The sequence below is a fragment of the Dyella sp. S184 genome (genome assembly GCF_009766065.1).
Classification (GTDB): Bacteria; Pseudomonadota; Gammaproteobacteria; order Xanthomonadales; family Rhodanobacteraceae; genus Rhodanobacter.
On sequence record NZ_LMUE01000003.1, the window covers coordinates 428,020 to 444,680 of the forward strand.

17 protein-coding genes are annotated in these 16,661 nt (G+C 61.6%); 5 read left to right on the forward strand and 12 right to left on the reverse strand.

The genetic code is table 11. The features are described from left to right. Positions 1-3: 3 nt before the first annotated feature. A complete protein-coding gene (gene rng / locus GSQ75_RS09505; protein ID WP_158754367.1) occupies positions 4-1,491 on the reverse strand; it encodes a ribonuclease G in 1,488 nt (495 codons plus the stop codon). Positions 1,492-1,711: 220 nt separating this feature from the next. Here rng and GSQ75_RS09510 point away from each other — a divergent pair, with 220 nt between their 5' ends. The 4 genes from GSQ75_RS09510 (at position 1,712) to GSQ75_RS09525 (ending at position 5,689) form a co-directional block, all read left to right on the forward strand. Beyond that, positions 1,712-2,404, forward strand: a complete 693-nt coding sequence (locus tag GSQ75_RS09510; RefSeq protein WP_158754368.1) for an ATP-binding protein — start codon at positions 1,712-1,714, stop codon at positions 2,402-2,404. Continuing rightward, the gene (locus tag GSQ75_RS09515) at positions 2,382-2,897 is read left to right on the forward strand and encodes a mismatch-specific DNA-glycosylase (RefSeq protein WP_158754369.1); all 516 of its coding nucleotides are present in this window, start codon (positions 2,382-2,384) and stop codon (positions 2,895-2,897) included. The genes GSQ75_RS09510 and GSQ75_RS09515 overlap by 23 nt, the downstream gene beginning before the upstream one ends. Before the next feature lie 214 nt (positions 2,898-3,111). Beyond that, on the forward strand, positions 3,112-4,419 hold the full coding sequence (locus GSQ75_RS09520; protein WP_158754371.1) for an ABC transporter permease: 1,308 nt from the start codon (positions 3,112-3,114) through the stop codon (positions 4,417-4,419). A 10-nt stretch (positions 4,420-4,429) separates the two neighbouring features. Further along, positions 4,430-5,689, forward strand: coding sequence for an FtsX-like permease family protein (locus GSQ75_RS09525; RefSeq protein ID WP_158754373.1), 1,260 nt, complete (start codon positions 4,430-4,432; stop codon positions 5,687-5,689). Positions 5,690-5,743: 54 nt separating this feature from the next. On the opposite strand, the gene GSQ75_RS09530 is transcribed toward GSQ75_RS09525, so the two are convergent. Both GSQ75_RS09530 and GSQ75_RS09535 read right to left on the reverse strand, forming a co-directional pair. Continuing rightward, positions 5,744-7,036, reverse strand: a complete 1,293-nt coding sequence (locus GSQ75_RS09530; protein WP_158754375.1) for a cytochrome c — start codon at positions 7,034-7,036, stop codon at positions 5,744-5,746. Beyond that, positions 7,033-7,782: a c-type cytochrome gene (locus tag GSQ75_RS09535; RefSeq protein WP_158754377.1), complete on the reverse strand. Its 750-nt coding sequence runs from the start codon at positions 7,780-7,782 to the stop codon at positions 7,033-7,035. The genes GSQ75_RS09530 and GSQ75_RS09535 overlap by 4 nt, the downstream gene beginning before the upstream one ends. A gap of 100 nt (positions 7,783-7,882) precedes the next feature. Here GSQ75_RS09535 and GSQ75_RS09540 point away from each other — a divergent pair, with 100 nt between their 5' ends. Beyond that, positions 7,883-9,490 carry an amidase gene (locus GSQ75_RS09540; RefSeq protein WP_158754379.1) on the forward strand — a complete coding sequence of 536 codons (1,608 nt, stop codon included), beginning with the start codon at positions 7,883-7,885 and terminating at the stop codon, positions 9,488-9,490. 59 nt (positions 9,491-9,549) lie between these two features. Here the strand turns inward: GSQ75_RS09540 and GSQ75_RS09545 are convergent, their stop codons facing one another. The 9 genes from GSQ75_RS09545 to rplO form a co-directional block, all read right to left on the reverse strand. Then, the gene (locus GSQ75_RS09545) at positions 9,550-10,923 is read right to left on the reverse strand and encodes a 3-deoxy-7-phosphoheptulonate synthase class II (protein ID WP_158754381.1); all 1,374 of its coding nucleotides are present in this window, start codon (positions 10,921-10,923) and stop codon (positions 9,550-9,552) included. A 34-nt stretch (positions 10,924-10,957) separates the two neighbouring features. Beyond that, positions 10,958-11,455: a disulfide bond formation protein B gene (locus GSQ75_RS09550; protein WP_158754383.1), complete on the reverse strand. Its 498-nt coding sequence runs from the start codon at positions 11,453-11,455 to the stop codon at positions 10,958-10,960. Between the two features lie 200 nt (positions 11,456-11,655). After that, complete coding sequence (gene rplQ, locus GSQ75_RS09555; RefSeq protein WP_077442351.1) at positions 11,656-12,039, reverse strand: 50S ribosomal protein L17; 384 nt, start codon at positions 12,037-12,039, stop codon at positions 11,656-11,658. Positions 12,040-12,360: 321 nt separating this feature from the next. Continuing rightward, positions 12,361-13,359 (reverse strand): DNA-directed RNA polymerase subunit alpha, encoded by a 999-nt coding sequence (rpoA, locus tag GSQ75_RS09560; protein ID WP_158754386.1) that lies wholly within the window; start codon positions 13,357-13,359, stop codon positions 12,361-12,363. Positions 13,360-13,374: 15 nt separating this feature from the next. Then, positions 13,375-14,001: a 30S ribosomal protein S4 gene (gene rpsD / locus GSQ75_RS09565; RefSeq protein ID WP_158754392.1), complete on the reverse strand. Its 627-nt coding sequence runs from the start codon at positions 13,999-14,001 to the stop codon at positions 13,375-13,377. Positions 14,002-14,012: 11 nt separating this feature from the next. Next, positions 14,013-14,399 carry a 30S ribosomal protein S11 gene (gene rpsK, locus GSQ75_RS09570; protein ID WP_007513384.1) on the reverse strand — a complete coding sequence of 129 codons (387 nt, stop codon included), beginning with the start codon at positions 14,397-14,399 and terminating at the stop codon, positions 14,013-14,015. Positions 14,400-14,411: 12 nt separating this feature from the next. Next, complete coding sequence (rpsM, locus tag GSQ75_RS09575; protein ID WP_072757722.1) at positions 14,412-14,768, reverse strand: 30S ribosomal protein S13; 357 nt, start codon at positions 14,766-14,768, stop codon at positions 14,412-14,414. 127 nt (positions 14,769-14,895) lie between these two features. Further along, on the reverse strand, positions 14,896-16,218 hold the full coding sequence (secY, locus tag GSQ75_RS09580; RefSeq protein WP_158754394.1) for a preprotein translocase subunit SecY: 1,323 nt from the start codon (positions 16,216-16,218) through the stop codon (positions 14,896-14,898). Positions 16,219-16,224: 6 nt separating this feature from the next. Then, positions 16,225-16,656, reverse strand: a complete 432-nt coding sequence (rplO, locus tag GSQ75_RS09585; RefSeq protein ID WP_158754396.1) for a 50S ribosomal protein L15 — start codon at positions 16,654-16,656, stop codon at positions 16,225-16,227. Positions 16,657-16,661 lie beyond the last annotated feature (5 nt).

Sequence of the window (16,661 nt, forward strand, 5' to 3'; positions counted from 1 at the left end):
GATTTACAGCAAGACGACATCAAACTGTTCCTGCGAATAATGCTCTTCAGCCTGAAAGCGTATGCTTTTGGAGATGAACTCTTCCAGTTCGGCCACCGCGCCGGACTCTTCCTCCAGGATGCGGTTGACCACCAGCGGGTTCGCCATCACGAGCAGCTGCTGGGCATTGAACTGGCGCACCGCGCGGGTGATCTCGCGGAAGATCTCGTAGGTCACCGTTTCGGCAGTCTTCAGCACGCCGCGGCCGTTGCAGGCCGGACACGGCTCGCACAGCTGTCGCGCCAGACTTTCGGTGGTGCGCTTGCGGGTCATTTCGACCAGTCCCAGCGCCGACATCGGATAAACGGTGGTCTTGGCGTGGTCACGTGCCAGTCCCTTGCCCAACATGCGCAGCACCTGGCGCTTGTGCTCCTCATCGTTCATGTCGATGAAGTCGATGATGATGATGCCGCCCAGGTTGCGCAGCCGCAGCTGGCGCGCCGCCGCCTGCGCCGCCTCCAGATTGGTGCGGTAGACCGTCTCCTCGAGGTTGCGCGAGCCGAGGTAGGCGCCGGTATTGACGTCGATCGTGGTCATCGCCTCGGTCTGGTCGACGATCAGGTAGCCGCCGGATTTCAGCGGCACCTCCTTTTTCAGCGCGCGCTGCATCTCGTCCTCGACCCCGTACAGGTCGAAGATCGGCCGCTCGCCGTCGTAGTGCTCGATGCGGTCGTCCAGGCTCGGCATGAACTTGTGCACGAATTTGACCACCTTCTCGAACGTCGCGTGCGAATCGATCCGCACCTTCTCGATGTCGTCGTTGAGCATGTCGCGCAGGCTGCGCAGCGGCAGCGACAGTTCCTCGTAGACGCGTTCGCCCATCTTGGCCTTGGCGATGTTCTCCTGCACCACCCGCCAGACCTTGGTGAGATAGGCCACGTCGAACGCCAGCGACTCGGCGCTCTGGCCCTCGGCATTGGTGCGCACAATGTAGCCCAGCGGGTTGTCGCCGATCAGCGGAGTCAGCACGTCCTTCAGCCGCTGGCGCTCGGTTTCGTCCTCGATGCGCGCGGAAATGCCCAGCGTGCGCGCGTACGGCAGCAGCACCAGGTAGCGCGAGGGAATCGACAGGTGTGCCGACAGCCGCGCGCCCTTGGTGCTGATCGGATCCTTCACCACCTGCACCACGATCTCCTGGCCTTCGTGCACCAGTTCGCTGATCGAGGGAATGTGACCGTTGCCGTTGCCGTTCGATTCCACGCCTTCGGCAGTGGCCGCTGGCAGCGGGCGCACGATGTCCGAAGCGTGCAGGAACGCCGCCCGCTCCAGCCCGATCTCCACGAACACCGCCTGCATGCCGGGCATCACCCGCTGAACCCGGCCTTTATACACATTGCCGACATAGCCACGCTTGGAGGCCCGCTCGACGTGAACCTCCTGCAACATGCCGTTCTCGACCACCCCGACCCGTGTCTCGCGCGGGGTCACGTTGATCAGTATTTCTTCGCTCACCACATACTCCCCAGACAGGTGATCTTTATAGCGGCTGCGACCACGAACTGTCGATGAACCATCACGGTGAATCGGCATTCCCGTGCCTGATACCGCAAAATAAGCTGTCTGTACGCATGATGTTCTGCTGGCGGAAGCACCTCTGGTGGTGATGGCCAGGTTTACCGCCTTCACCTGCCGCACAATCGTGACCAGTCAAAAACTCGGGAGTTCAGAAATCATGACCACGCCGATACTGCTGGCTTGGAGCGGTGGCAAGGACTGCCTGCTGGCGCTGCAGCACCTGCTCGCCGATCCGCAATGGCAGGTCGTCGGCCTGCTCACCACGGTCAACCGCAACTACCAGCGCGTGGCGATGCACGGCGTGCAGCGCGAGGTGCTGCTGGCACAGGCCGCCGCGCTCGGTCAGCCGTTGCTCGAAGTGATGCTGGACTGGCCCGGCAGCAACGAGGCCTACGAGCAAGCCCATGCGCAGGGGCTGGTCGAAGCGCGCATGCGCTGGCCCGGTATCCGCCACTGCGCATTCGGCGACCTGTTCCTGGAAGATGTGCGCGACTACCGCGTGCGCCAGCTCGGCCGCGACAACTGGCGCGCGGTGTTTCCGCTATGGGGTGAGGACACCGCCGCGCTGTCGCGCCGCTTCGTCAGCGAAGGTCATCGCGCCATGCTGTGCTGCGTGGATACCCAGCAACTCGACGCCAGCTATTGCGGCCGCGACTACGATGCCGCCCTGCTCGACACGCTGCCGGCCGGCGTCGATCCATGCGGCGAACGCGGCGAATTCCACACCTTGAGCTACGCCGGCCCGCTGTTCCGTCAGCCGCTCAAGCTGCGCCGCGGCGAATCGGTACTGCGCGACGGACGTTTCCAGTTCACCGATTTCCTGCTCGATGAAAATGCCGCGAAAAGCTGAAAGCCACATCCTGCCCGACGTGCTGCGGCCCGGGCTGAAGCTGGTGTTCTGCGGCACGGCCGCCGGCAAGCGCTCGGCAGCGGAACGCGCCTACTACGCGCATCCTGGCAATCTGTTCTGGCGCGCGTTGCACGAGGCCGGGCTCACTCCGCGTCAGCTGTCACCATCGGAATTTCCGCAACTGCCTGATTACGGCATCGGCCTTACCGATCTGGCGAAGCGTCACAGCGGCAACGATGACGAGCTGCCGCGCGATGCGTTCGATGTACCGGCACTGATCGCCAAGATCGAACGCCACGCGCCACGCCTGCTCGCGTTCACCAGCAAAAATGCAGCACGCGCAGTGCTGGGGCGTACCGTCCACTACGGCTTGCAGACTGAAGTCATCGGCACCACCCAGTTGTTCGTGTTGCCGTCACCCTCGGGACAGGCACGTGGCCATTGGATTCTTGCGCCATGGCTGATGTTGTCGGAGCGTGTCAGAAAACTTTGATCGTTGAACGTGAAGAGTGTGCGCAAGATGAGCTCGGCAAGTCGCTTGTTGCTGTCCTGCTCACCCTGCACAATCCAATGCAAGCATCACCGGCAATCAGATAGTCGGTCTGACCGGAGATCCACGTTTCTGCATCGTTATTCATGTCGTCCGGTGAGTTGAATTAATTTCTCCTCTGTCGTGGCATGGGATGTGTGCACAACAGGGGTACCACATGTTCAAGTACTACCTGCAGCTGGGCCTGCGCAGCCTGCGCCGCAACCCGGTGCTTACTGCGCTGATGGTCTTGGCGATCGGTTTTGGCGTGGCGTCATCGATGACGACATATACGGTATTTCGTGCCATGTCGGGCGACCCGATCCCATGGAAGTCGGACAAATTGTTCTTTCCCCAGGTTGACGCGTGGGGACCCAATCCGCGGAACGGCACTGAACCTGCCGATGCCATGACGTATATCGATGCTGTTTCATTGACGCGCGATCATCGTGCGCATCTGCAGTCCGCGCTTTATCCGATTGCACCGACTGTCCATTCTGACGATCCGACGCAGAAGTCGCGAACGGCACCTGGGCAAGCGGTAGATAGCGAGTTCTTTCCCATGCTCGATGTGCCATTTCTGTATGGTGGTGGCTGGACTGCGGCAGATGACGAACAGCATGCGAGGGTAGCGGTCATCAGCAAGAGCCTGAATCAAAGGCTATTCGAGGGAACGAACAGTGTGGGACAAAGTATTCAGCTGGATAGCCATAGTTATCGGGTGAGCGGTGTGCTGGACGACTGGCATCCGCAGCCAAAGTTCTATGACTTGGCCACTACCGATGCGTTTGGCACAGCCGATCAAGTGTTCCTCCCATTTACTACAGCGACCGATGCTCAACTCGCTACCAGAAGCGGTTTTCTTTGTATCAAACTTCCCGGCCCAGGATGGGCCGCCACGCTGAACTCTAGTTGCGTCTGGATCGGCTATATGGTCGAGCTGGATACGCCATCTCAGGTGAGTACCTATCGCACCTATTTGGAAGGCTATGCACGTGAGCAGCAGGCTTCTGGTCGCTTCGGCTGGGTACCCAATAATCGCCTGCGCGATTTTTCCGCGTGGCTGGATTTCGAGCATGTTGTTCCACCACAAACCAAGACTTCCTTTGTGGTTGCGCTTTGCCTTCTGCTGGTTTGCATGGTCAACACTGTGGGTTTGCTGCTGGCCAAGTTTCTGCGACGCTCGGGCGAAATCGGGGTACGCCGAGCACTGGGCGCCAGTCGCCTCGCCATTGCTGCCCAGTTCGGCGTGGAAGCGGGCACGATCGGCATGGCTGGAGGCGTGCTTGGGTTAATGCTGACCTGGCTTGGTGTGCAGGTGATGCACGGTTCCCTACCCAGGCAGTTCGCCGCCCTCGCCCACATCGATCTGTTGCTGCTATGGCAGACGCTGCTGCTGGCCGTTGTCGCTACCGTGCTGGCGGGCCTGTATCCGATCTGGCGCGCCATGTATGTGCGCCCGGCGCTGCAGCTCAAGGAAGATTGAGGAGCCACTCATGTCCATACACCCCATACTTTCCGCCTTGCGCCGGCAGAAGACGGGCACAACACTTATTGCTCTGCAGATCGCGCTGACCCTGGCGATCGTCTGCAACGCCTTGTTCATCATCAGAACGCAGTTCGAGCAGATGGGCCGCCCCACCGGGCTCGATGAGCGCAATCTGCTCATGGCCGCAACGACACAATCCGGTATCAACAGCAGCACGGACGCCGGCAAGGCAACACTCGACGCATCGATCAAGGCTGACCTGACCGCCCTGCGGCAGTTGCCAGATGTGATCGATGCCTACGAAACCCGTTCGATTCCATTGAGTGGTGGCCTTTGGGGGCTTGGAATAAGGATGATGCCTAGCGGTGCCTACGGCTCGCACACCACCTATTTCGACGCCGATGAGCACACCCTGGCAACGTTGGGCCTGCGACTAGTGGCGGGGCGCAATTTTCGCAGCGACGAGATTGGCGAGGATGATGACTTCGGTGTTCTGCAGCCGGCGGTCATCATCGTGTCCAAGCACCTGGCTGACAATCTGTTTCCGCGCGGTGACGCTCTGGGCAAGCCAGTCTATTTCACCAGCGCCACCAAACCCAGCACCATCGTCGGCATCGTCGAACGTATGCAAACAAGTTCAACCTACAGCGGGACCGATAACAGGACGTGGGACTCGACCTTGGTGCCCATGCGCTTGGTGACCCCTTCCCGCCACTACGTTGTGCGCACTAGATCAGGTCGGCTGGCCGCTGCCATGCAGAGCGTACCGGCAGCCCTGTATGCCCAGGATCCGCAGCGCGTAATTCCTGACGGCTCAGGGGGCGACGAAGCCGGTGTGCGCAGATTCGCGCAGATTCGTGCCGAGGCATACCAAGGTGATCGCACACTGGCGATGCTGATGGGCATCATCAGCATCATCCTGCTGGCGGTAACCGGCTGTGGTATCGCGGGACTTTCCAGCTTCTGGGTTGGCCAGCGCCGGCGACATATAGGTGTGCGCCGTGCGCTCGGCGCGACCCGGCGCGACATCGTTCGTTACTTCCTTATCGAAAACGCGCTTATCAGCGTTGCCGGAGTCATCGTTGGAATACTTCTGACCTTCGAGTTCAACGGATGGTTGATGAGGCAGTTCGAGCTGACACGGCTTTCACCGGTCTATGTCCTGATGGGCGTGGTGATGCTATTGCTGCTAAGCCAGGGAGCCGCCCTCGCACCCGCACTGCGCGCTGCACGGATTGCACCGGTGGAGGCTATCCGCTCATCCTGACCCACCTCGGCGGGTGATCCATGAAGAGTGCAGTGCATCACATCGGGCAGGACCTCAATCAATCGGCGTCTGCCGATACTTGCTGACGTCACGCTCCAGTACTACCGGCGCCTTGTTCGCCCATGAGCCCCGGATATAGCTGACTACCGCAGCCACGTCGGCATCGTTCAGTTGCTGCGCGAACGGCGGCATTGAATACGGCCGTGGATTGGCCGCGGTCAGCGGTGCAAAGCCGCCCAGCAGGACCGCACGGGTTGCGTTGATGCCGCTCGGTTCGGTCACCGAGGAGTTGCCGTTGAGCGGTGGGTAGATCCCGGCGACGCCGTTGCCATCCTTGCCGTGACAATCCACGCAATGCTGTTGCGTGTAGATCTTCTCGCCCTGCTGCACGAGCGCCTTCGCATTGAATGGTGACGGTTCCTCCGGCGCCAGCGTCCGCGCTGGCAAAGAACCCAGATAAGTTGCCACGGCGTGCAGGTCGTCATTGGTCATGTGCTGGGTGCTGGTCGCCACCACGTCGGCCATCGGACCGAACGCCGTGCCTTTCGACGACTGACCGGTTTTCAGCAAGTCGACGATGTCCTGTTCGTTCCAGCCCTGCAGGCCGCCGTTCTGCCGCGTGCTCAGATCCGGCGCATACCAGTTCTGCTGCGGGATCTGGCCACCGGTCAGATGCATGTCCTGCGGTGTGCCGCCCAGCGAATCGCGCGCCGCATGGCACTCGTTGCAATGCCCGAGTCCCTGCACCAGATAAGCACCGCGATTCCACTGCGCCGACTGGTTCGGATCAGGCTTGTACACGCCTTCCTTGAAGTACAACGCGCGCCATGCCGTCAGGCTGTTGCGCACGCTGTACGGAAATTCCAGCGTCGGCGCGGTGGACGGCAGATGCACCGAGGGCAACGACTGCAGGTAGGCGAACATCGCCAGCGCATCGTCATGCGTCACCTTGGTATACGAGGTGTACGAGAACGCCGGATACAGCCATTCGCCATGCCGCCCTTTGCCATCGTGCAATGCTTGCCAGAAATCCTCGAAGCTCCAGTTGCCCAGACCGGTTTCACGATCCGGCGTGATGTTGGGTACCGGGATATTGCCGAACGGCGTGGCCAGTGAGCGACCGCCGGCAAACGCGGCGCCACCCTGCGCGGTATGGCAGCCGGCGCAATCGCCGACCGCGGCCAGATATTCGCCGCGCGCGATCAAGGCCGGATCGTGCAGGGTTGCGGCAGTCACCTTGCTCATGGCTGGTGATGTCGGCTGATGAGCACCGCCAAAAAACAACCAGCCCAGCAGCAGCGCGACCAGCACCACGATCAACAACAGCAGTCGAAGCAGCCATTTCATGTGCGGTCTCCCGTCGCGCCCAGGACGCCGCACGGCAACGGCGGCGTCACCGAGCCGGCGGCCTGTGCATGCGTGTCGGCCGGCAATTGGCGACTGGCCAGCGCTGCTGCCACCGCGGTGATATCCGATGCGCTCAGCCGGTTGGCCACCAACGCCATGCAATCCGGCGTCACCGTGCCGCGTGTATGCGTGCGCCACGAGCCCAGTTGGGCGCTGAGGTAGTCATACGGCAGGCCGACCAGTCCCGGCGTCGACGGTTGCACGCCGGTCAACTGACTGCCGTGACAGCTGGCGCAGGCGGGAATCTGGCGCGCCGGATCGCCCTTGCTGACCAGCTGTTCGCCGCGCTGCAAGGTCGCCGCGGACACCGGCGGCAGCGGCGAGCGGCCGTACGGCACTTGCTGCGCGGCGAAGTACTCGGCGATCTCCTGCATGTACGCCGGGCTCAGCTGGCGCACGGTGTATTCCATCGGCGCGTACTTGCGCAGCCCATTCTTGAAATCCTGCATCTGCCGCGCCAGGTAGGCGGCCGGTTTGCCGGCCAGGCGCGGGAAGTAGCCGCTGTCCGGCGTGCCTTCGCCATGCACGCCATGGCAGGTGGTGCAGGCCATGATGCGTTGCTGCAAGGTATCGGGAATCGGCGGCGCGTCGGCCGCGCGACTGGCGGTGCTGAACAGGATGGCGACGACAAGAAGGACCGCCGCACCGAACGGCTTGGCATGATGCAGGCGGGTGTTCGTGTTCATCCTTCGATTATAGGCGCGCGCAACGCGATGACCGGGCGCGCATGGCGCTAAGCTGGCGCTTCGCGACAACATGCCGCATTCGTCGAACCCGGAGGTCATCGTGAGCCGTTCCGCCGTCTGTCTTGCCGCACTTGCTACTGCACTAATTGCCGTCCCGGCCATCGCTGCCGATTCAACGGCGCCTGCTAGCGCTTACGCATCGATCGCACAACTGCAGCAACGCATGGACACCGGCACACTCGACAGCCGGCAACTGACGAAACAGTTCCTCGGTCGCATCCAGCACATCGACCAATCGGGACCCACGTTGCGCGCGGTACTCGGGACGAACCCGGATGCGCTGAAACTTGCTGGCGCACTCGATGCGAAACGTACAAAAGCACACGGCCCGCTGTACGGCATCCCGGTTCTGCTGAAGGACAACATTGACACCGGCGATCGCATGCTCACTACCGCCGGCTCATTCGCGCTCACGGATGCTCCGGCACCACACGACTCCGCAGTGGCGGAACGCCTGCGCCAGGCCGGTGTGCTGATCCTCGGCAAGACCAACCTCAGCGAATGGGCAGACATGCGCTCCGATCATGCCAGCAGCGGCTGGAGCGGAGTCGGCGCCCAGACGCGAAACCCATATGCACTCGATCGCAATCCCTGCGGCTCGAGCTCAGGCTCCGCCGCAGCGGTGGCGGCCGGGCTCGTCACCGTGGCGATCGGCACTGAAACCGACGGTTCGATCATCTGTCCTGCCTCGATGAACGGCATCGTCGGAATCAAGCCCACGCTGGGGCTGGTCAGCCGCAGCGGCATCGTGCCGATCAGCCACAACCAGGACACTGCCGGCCCGCTGGCGCGCAACGTGGCTGATGCCGCCGCGCTGCTGAGCGTGATCGCCGGCAGCGATTCGCGCGACCCCGCCACTGCCGAGGCGGACAAGCATGCCACTGACTACACCCGCTCCCTCGACCCGAATGGCCTGAAGGGCAAGCGCATCGGCGTGGTGCGTCAGCTGGCCGGCAACGAGCCGAACGCGGATCGCGTGCTTGAGCAGGCGATCGCGATCATGAAGGCGCAAGGCGCGATCATCGTCGATCCGGTCACGTTGCCGCATCTGAGCGAATTGAATGCGCCAGAGAACACGGTGCTGCAATACGACCTCAAATACGATCTAAACGCCTACCTGGCCACGCGGACCGGACTGAAGGTGCATACGCTGGCCGACCTGATCGCGTTCAATCAACGCGAGGCAGTGCGCGAAATGCCATGGTTCGGCCAGCAACTGTTCGAGCAGGCTCAGGCCAAGGGTCCACTCACTGACAAAGCCTATCTCGATGCGCAGACCAAGGCGAAGCAGCTGGCCGGCCCGGAGGGCATCGACGCCGCGCTGGCGAAGGATCATCTCGACGCCCTGTTGGCACCATCATGGGGACCGGCCTTCGTCACCGACCCGGTGCTTGGCGACCATATCGTCAGCGGTGACCCAAACATCGGCGGCGCCTCGCAACCCGCCGCGGTCGCCGGCTATCCGTCAATCACCATGCCCGCCGGCTGGGCACATGGCCTTCCAGTCGGGATCGTATTGTTCGGCGCGAAGTGGAGCGAGCCTACGCTGATCTCGATCGCCTACGGTTTCGAGCAGCACAGCCATGCCTGGCAGCCACCGAAGTTCCTCGATACGGTGGACGGCACGCCCGTTGCAGCCACGCGCTGAGCCATCCAATGAAAAGGCGGCCGATGGCCGCCTTTTCATTCAAGTGATGTAACGCAGGCTCAGCCCTGCCCGCTCACCGACTTGCGCACGATCAGCATCGCCAACTCCAGTGACTGCTCGTAGTTCAGGCGTGGATCGACCATCGACTTGTAAGCACGGTCGAGATCGGTTTCGGACAGGTCACGCGCGCCGCCCATGCACTCGGTGACGTCTTCACCGGTCAGCTCCAGGTGCACGCCACCCAATCGCGTACCGGCGGCGGCGTGAATGTCGAACGCCTGGTCCAGCTCGCCACGGATGTTGTCGAAGCGGCGGGTCTTGTAGCCGTTCGAAGTGCTCTCGGTATTGCCGTGCATCGGATCGGCCACCCACAGCACCCGGCGACCCTCGCGCTTCACCGCCTCGAGTAGCGGCAGTAGCGCTGTCGCGATATTGGCGTTGCCCATGCGATGGATCAGGGTGAGTCGACCCGGCTCGTCGTGCGGGTTCAACGCATCGATCAACGGCAACAACTGCTCGGGCTTCACGCTGGGACCAACCTTCACCGCGATCGGGTTACTGATGCCGCGGAAATATTCCACATGCGCGCCATCCAGTGCCGCGGTGCGCATGCCGATCCACGGAAAGTGCGTGGACAGATTGAAGAAGCCACGGTGGCGTGGCACCTGTCGCGTCAGTGCCTGCTCGTAATGCAGCAGCAGGGCCTCGTGCGAGGTGAAGAAATCCACCCGCGAGAAGCCCGCGATCGGACCGGCCAGCGTCTCCATGAAGCGCAGCGAATCGCCGATGCCGGCAACCATCTTGCGGTACTCGGCGGCTAGCGGCGAATGCTCGACCCAGGCCAGATCCCAGTATTCCGGGTGATGCAGATCAGCGAAGCCGCCGTCGATCAGTGCACGCACGAAATTCATGGTAAGCGCCGAATGCGCATGCGCCTGGATCAGCCGTTGCGGATCGGGACGACGGGCCTCCACCGTGAAGTCCGGGCCATTGATCACGTCACCGCGAAAACTGGGCAGTGTCTGTCCATCGCGGGTTTCGCTGTCAGTCGAGCGCGGCTTCGCATACTGACCGGCGAACCGGCCCACACGTAGTACCGGCTTCTTCAGGCCGTGCACCAGCACCAGGCTCATCTGCAACAGCACTTTCAGTCGGTTGGAAATGATCGGACTGGTGCAGTCGGCAAAGCTTTCCGCACAATCACCACCCTGCAGCAGAAAGCGCTTTCCTTCCTGCGCCTCGGCCAGCGACTGCTTCAGCGCCAGTACTTCCCATGAGGTCACCAGCGGAGGCAGTTGGGCCAGATGCGCGGTGGCCGCAGCCAGTTCGGATGCGTCGTCATAATGCGGCTGCTGCAGCGCCGTGCGCTGCTGCCACGAGTCAGGGGCCCAATCGCCGGGCGTGGTTTGCGTGTGGGTCACATCGGTATTCATCAGTGCAGCCTTGGTACTTGCAGAAACATTCACATCAATGGGCCCGGCGTCGCGTGGCACTGATTGCCAGTACACCCAGCAAAACAAACCAGAGCAGGGTCCAGGCCGGCATCGGCAGGCCCAGGATCGGTTCGACCTTGGCGCATTCGCCGGAACCGGTGAACACCAGCTGCAACACCTTCGCGAATGGAAACGCACTGAACATGTAATCCAGCGGTGGACCGCAGGACGGAACCTGGTCAGCCGGCAGCGACTGAATCCACAGGTGCCGAGCTGCCACCGCGATACCGAAGATCGTCCCGAGTAGCACACCACCGGTATACACCCAGCGCACACCGCTGCGCGGCGCATGCAGGCCGCCCAGCAGGAAGAACACGGCCATCACGAGGAAAGCCACGCGCTGGAAGATGCACAGCGGGCACGGAATCAGGTTCCAGTGGTATTCGGAAAACAGCGCAAAGCCAAGCAGGCCTGCACAGATCAGGAAACCAGCGAGGAAGCTGACGCGATACGACCAACGGAAGGGATTCATGGCATTTTGTTGCGTTGCGGGACAACGACATTACCTGTTCGTCAACGCGCTGTCAGCAAGGCAACGGCATTCCGTCGAAAATTTGCGCCCTGCCCGTGCGCAGAAAGCAAAAACCCGGCAGGTTGCCCGGCCGGGTTTTGGTGTATGGACGTCTGAACGCCTGTTCGATCGGGCATGCGCGGCCGACTTATCCGACCCGCTTATTCAGCGTCGACAGCCTCGACCTGCGGGCGACCGACCAGCTCGACATACGCCATCGGCGCATTGTCGCCGGGGCGGAAGCCGCACTTGAGGATGCGCAGGTAGCCGCCCGGACGCTCGCTGTAACGCGGGCCCAGTTCGACGAACAACTTGCCGACGGCTTCCTTGTCACGCAGGCGCGAGAAGGCAAGGCGGCGATTGGCAACGCCGTCGGTCTTGGCGAGCGTGATCAGCGGCTCGGCCACACGACGAAGTTCCTTCGCCTTGGGCAGGGTGGTACGGATCAGCTCATGCTTGATCAGCGAGGACGCCATGTTCTTGAACATGGCTTCGCGGTGCGAGCTGGTGCGGTTGAGTTTGCGTCCGGATTTTTGGTGGCGCATGGCAAAAGTCTCTATGTCTGTTGTTATGAAAAGCCGGCACCTGTGTCCGGCTTCCCGCGGTTACCCGCTATGAGGAGCCTCTAAGAACAGGCTCTTATTAGAAGTGCGGCCACGGATGGCCGCCTTTGGCGGTTGGCAAAGCGGGTATACGCATACTCGCCAAACCGAAATGACTCAGCGATCAAGGAGGATCGCAAAAGCAGTCGCGGTCACGGATGGCCGCTTCTGGTGCACAATCATGGCGCTACGCACACCCTGACCAACATCTTTGCTACACAGCGATCAAGGACGATCGCACGAACATTCGTTCGCAAAAAACTATCAGCCCAGCTGCATGCCGTGCGAGAGACCCGGCGGCGGCCAGTTCTCGAGTTTCATGCCGAGTGCGAGACCACGCCCGCCCAGCACATCCTTGATTTCAGTCAACGACTTCTTGCCCAGGTTCGGCGTCTTCAGCAGCTCGACTTCGGTCTTCTGTACCAGATCGCCGATGTAGTAGATGCTCTCGGCCTTCAGGCAGTTAGCCGAACGCACGGTGAGCTCCAGATCGTCGATCGGACGCAGCAACAGCGGATCGAAACCACTCTTCTCCGCCTTGTCGATGGCGCTCTCGCGACGCGAGAAGTCACCGAACACCGACAGCTGGTCGTTGATGATTTCGGCGGCCTTGCGAACCGCGTCCTCAGCGCCGATCGTTCCATTGGTCTCGATATCGAGAACCAACTTATCGAGATTCGTGCGCTGCTCGACACGAGCGGCGTCCACTTCGTAAGCCACACGCAGGACCGGCGCGAACGACGCGTCCAGCTGCAGGCGGCCGATCGGACGAGCTTCATCATCCGGATGCTGGCGCGTGCTGGCCGGCTGGTAGCCGACGCCGCGACGCACCTTCAAACGCATGTTGAGCGCGACATCCTTGGTCAGGTGGCAGATCACGTGATCGGGGTTGATGATCTCAACCGAATGATCAACGACGATGTCGCCGGCGGTGACCACGCCCTTGCCCTTCTTGGACAGGGTAAGCGTCACTTCATCGCCGGTATGCTGAAGAATAGCCACGTCCTTCAGGTTGAGCAGGACTTCAATCACGTCCTCCTGCAGGCCTTCCAGGGTGGTGTACTCATGCAGCACGCCATCGATTTCAACCTCGACGATGGCACTGCCAGGGATCGAGGAGAGCAGTACGCGACGCAGCGCGTTGCCCAGGGTGTGACCGAAGCCACGCTCGAGCGGCTCGACCACCACCTTGGCGCGGTTGGCTCCGAGCTGTTCGACGCTGAGGCCTCGGGGCCGCAGCACACTAGTTGACGAAACTGCCATGCAGAACTCCGGTAATTACTTCGAGTAAAGCTCGACGATCAATGCTTCATTGATGTCGGACGGCAAATCACCGCGATCCGGCACTGACTTGAACGTGCCTTCAAATTTCTTGGCATCGACTTCGACCCAGATCGGACGCAGGTCCATGGTGTCGAAAATCGTCGACGCTTCCTGAACGCGCAGTTGGGTGCGTGCCTTCTCGGTCAATGCGATCGCATCGCCCGGACGGACCTGGTAGGAAGGAATGTTCACCTTCTTGCCGTTCACCAGGATCGCCTTGTGGGCAACCAGCTGGCGGGCCTGGGCGCGGGTCACCGCAAAGCCCATGCGATAGACGACATTGTCCAGACGGCTTTCGAGCAGACGCAACAGGTTCTCACCGGTGTTGCCCTTGAGGGTCGACGCCTTGGTGTAGTAGTTGCTGAACTGACGCTCGAGCACACCATAGATGCGCTTGACCTTCTGCTTCTCACGCAGCTGGACGGCATAGTCGGACATGCGCATGCGCTTGTTCGCGCCATGCTGGCCGGGCTTGTTTTCCAGCTTGCACTTGGAATCCAGCGCACGCGCCGGGCTCTTCAGGCTGAGATCTGCACCCTCACGACGGGCGAGTTTGCAGGTAGCTCCACGATAACGGGCCATGGGTATGCTCCTTAGACTCGACGCTTCTTGGGGGGACGGCAGCCGTTATGCGGAATCGGCGTGACGTCAATGATGTTGAGCACCTTGTAGCCCAACGCGTTCAGTGAACGCACCGCCGACTCGCGGCCCGGGCCTGGGCCCTTGATGCGCACTTCCACGGTCTTCACGCCGTAGTCGCCTGCAGCACGGCCAGCCTTTTCGGCGGCAACCTGGGCAGCGAACGGGGTCGACTTGCGCGAGCCACGGAAACCGGCACCGCCGGCAGTAGCCCACGACAAGGCATTGCCCTGGCGATCGGTGATGGTGACGATGGTGTTGTTGAAGGAGGCCTGCACGTGGGCCACGGCATCCGTGACAACGCGCTTGATCTTCTTCTTGGTTTTGACCGGCTTAGCCATATTCGGAATCCGTTACTTCTTGATCGCGCGACGGGGACCCTTGCGGGTACGTGCGTTGGTACGCGTGCGCTGGCCGCGCACCGGCAGGCCGCGACGATGGCGCAGGCCACGGTAGCAACCCAGATCCATCAGACGCTTGATGGCCATACCCACCTCGCGGCGCAGATCGCCTTCGACAATGTACTTGCCGATCTCGTGGCGGATTTTCTCCACCTCGCCTTCACTGAGGGACTTGATCTGGGTGGTGGGAACCACGCCAGCATCCACGCAGACTTTCTTGGCCCGGCTGCGGCCGATACCGTAAATGCTCTGCAGACCAACCCAGACATGCTTCTGGACCGGCAAATTGACACCCGCGATGCGCGCCATGATGTACTTTCTCCGATGCGTTTCGTGCGCGGTAAACGCGCAATTCTAACCTGAATTACCCTGACTGGAAAGCCCTGCGACACCGCGGTGTCGCCACTTCCCGACTTTGACCTACCCGTTGGCAGCCTCAGCTGCGACGCAGATTGGCCTTTTTGAGCAGACTCTCGTACTGGTGACTGACCAGATGCGCCTGCACCTGAGCCGTGAAATCCATCACCACCACCACCACGATCAGCAGCGACGTGCCACCGAAATAGAACGGCACATGCCAGGCCTGCTGCATGAACGATGGCACCAAACACACCAGTACCAGATACAACGCGCCAACACCGGTAAGGCGAGTCATCACCGCATCGATGTAGCTGGCCGTGGCCTTGCCCGGACGAATGCCCGGAATCAGCGCACCCGACCGCTTGAGGTTGTCGGCCGTCTCATCGGCGTTGAATACAATCGCCGTGTAGAAGAACGCAAACCCGATAACCAGTACCGAAAACACAATCGAGTACAACGGATTGCCTGGACTCAGCGACTGCGTCAGATCCTGCAACCAGCGTGACTGCTGACCCGTGCTGAACCAGCTGATCGCCGTCGCCGGGAACATCAGCAGGCTCGAGGCAAAGATCGGCGGAATCACACCCGCCATGTTGATCTTCAGCGGCAAGCTCGAACTCTGGTTCATGTAGGCCTTCTGCCCACCCGAACGCCGAGCGTAGTTCACCGTGATCCGTCGCTGCGCACGCTCCATGAACACCACGAAGGCAGTCACGCCCAGTACAACGACCGCAACCAACAGCACCTTGACCAGCGTCAGCTCACCGTTGTTGGCCATACCCAGGGTATGCACCACCGCACCCGGCAAACCGGCGACGATGCCCGCGAAGATCAGCAGCGAAATACCGTTGCCGATACCACGCTCCGTCATCTGCTCGCCCAGCCACATCAGGAACATCGTGCCTGCGGTCAACCCGACCACCGAAGACATGATGAAACCGAAGCCTGGCGTGTAGACCACAGGCGCGCCACCGGCTGCGACCTGATTCTGCAACGCCACCGCAATACCGAACGACTGGAACGCTGCCAGACCCACCGTGGCGTAGCGCGTATACATCGTCATCTTGCGCTTGCCGGCCTCGCCTTCCTTGCGCAGCCCCTGCAGTCCGGGAAGCACCGAGCCCATCATCTGGAACACGATCGACGCCGAAATGTATGGCACCACGCCGAGTGCGAACACCGAGAAGCGAGCCAGCGCACCACCCGAGAACATGTTGAACATGTCCATCAGGCCGTTGCCGTTGACCAGATTGGTCATCGCCTCCGGATTCACGCCGGGAACCGGTATGAACGAGCCGAGGCGGAACACCATCAACGCACCGATCACGAAGAAGATGCGCTGACGAAGCTCCGTCAGCTTGCCAAGCTTGCCGAGTGCATTGCCCTTGGCTTCAGCCACCGTCGATTACTCCACGCTGCCGCCGGCCGCTTCGATGGCTGCCTTGGCGCCGGCGGTAGCCAGCAAACCAGACAACTTCACCGCACGACCGATTTCACCCTTCAGAACGACCTTGACCTTCTTCGCGCGGCTGCTGATCAGGCCAGCCTGATGCAGCACGACGACGTCGATCACGTCTGCCTTGAGATGGGCCAGCTGATACAGGAAGACTTCCTGGCTCTCGGCCTTCTTCAGCGAACGGAAGCCGACTTTCGGCAACCGGCGCTGCAGCGGCATCTGGCCGCCCTCGAAACCATACTTGTGGGTACCACCGGCGCGGGCATGCTGACCCTTGTGTCCGCGACCAGCGGTTTTGCCCATGCCCGAACCGATGCCGCGACCGACGCGCAGGCGCGTCTTGTGCGAGCCGGCGGCCGGCTGAATGTCATTCAAACGCATGATGC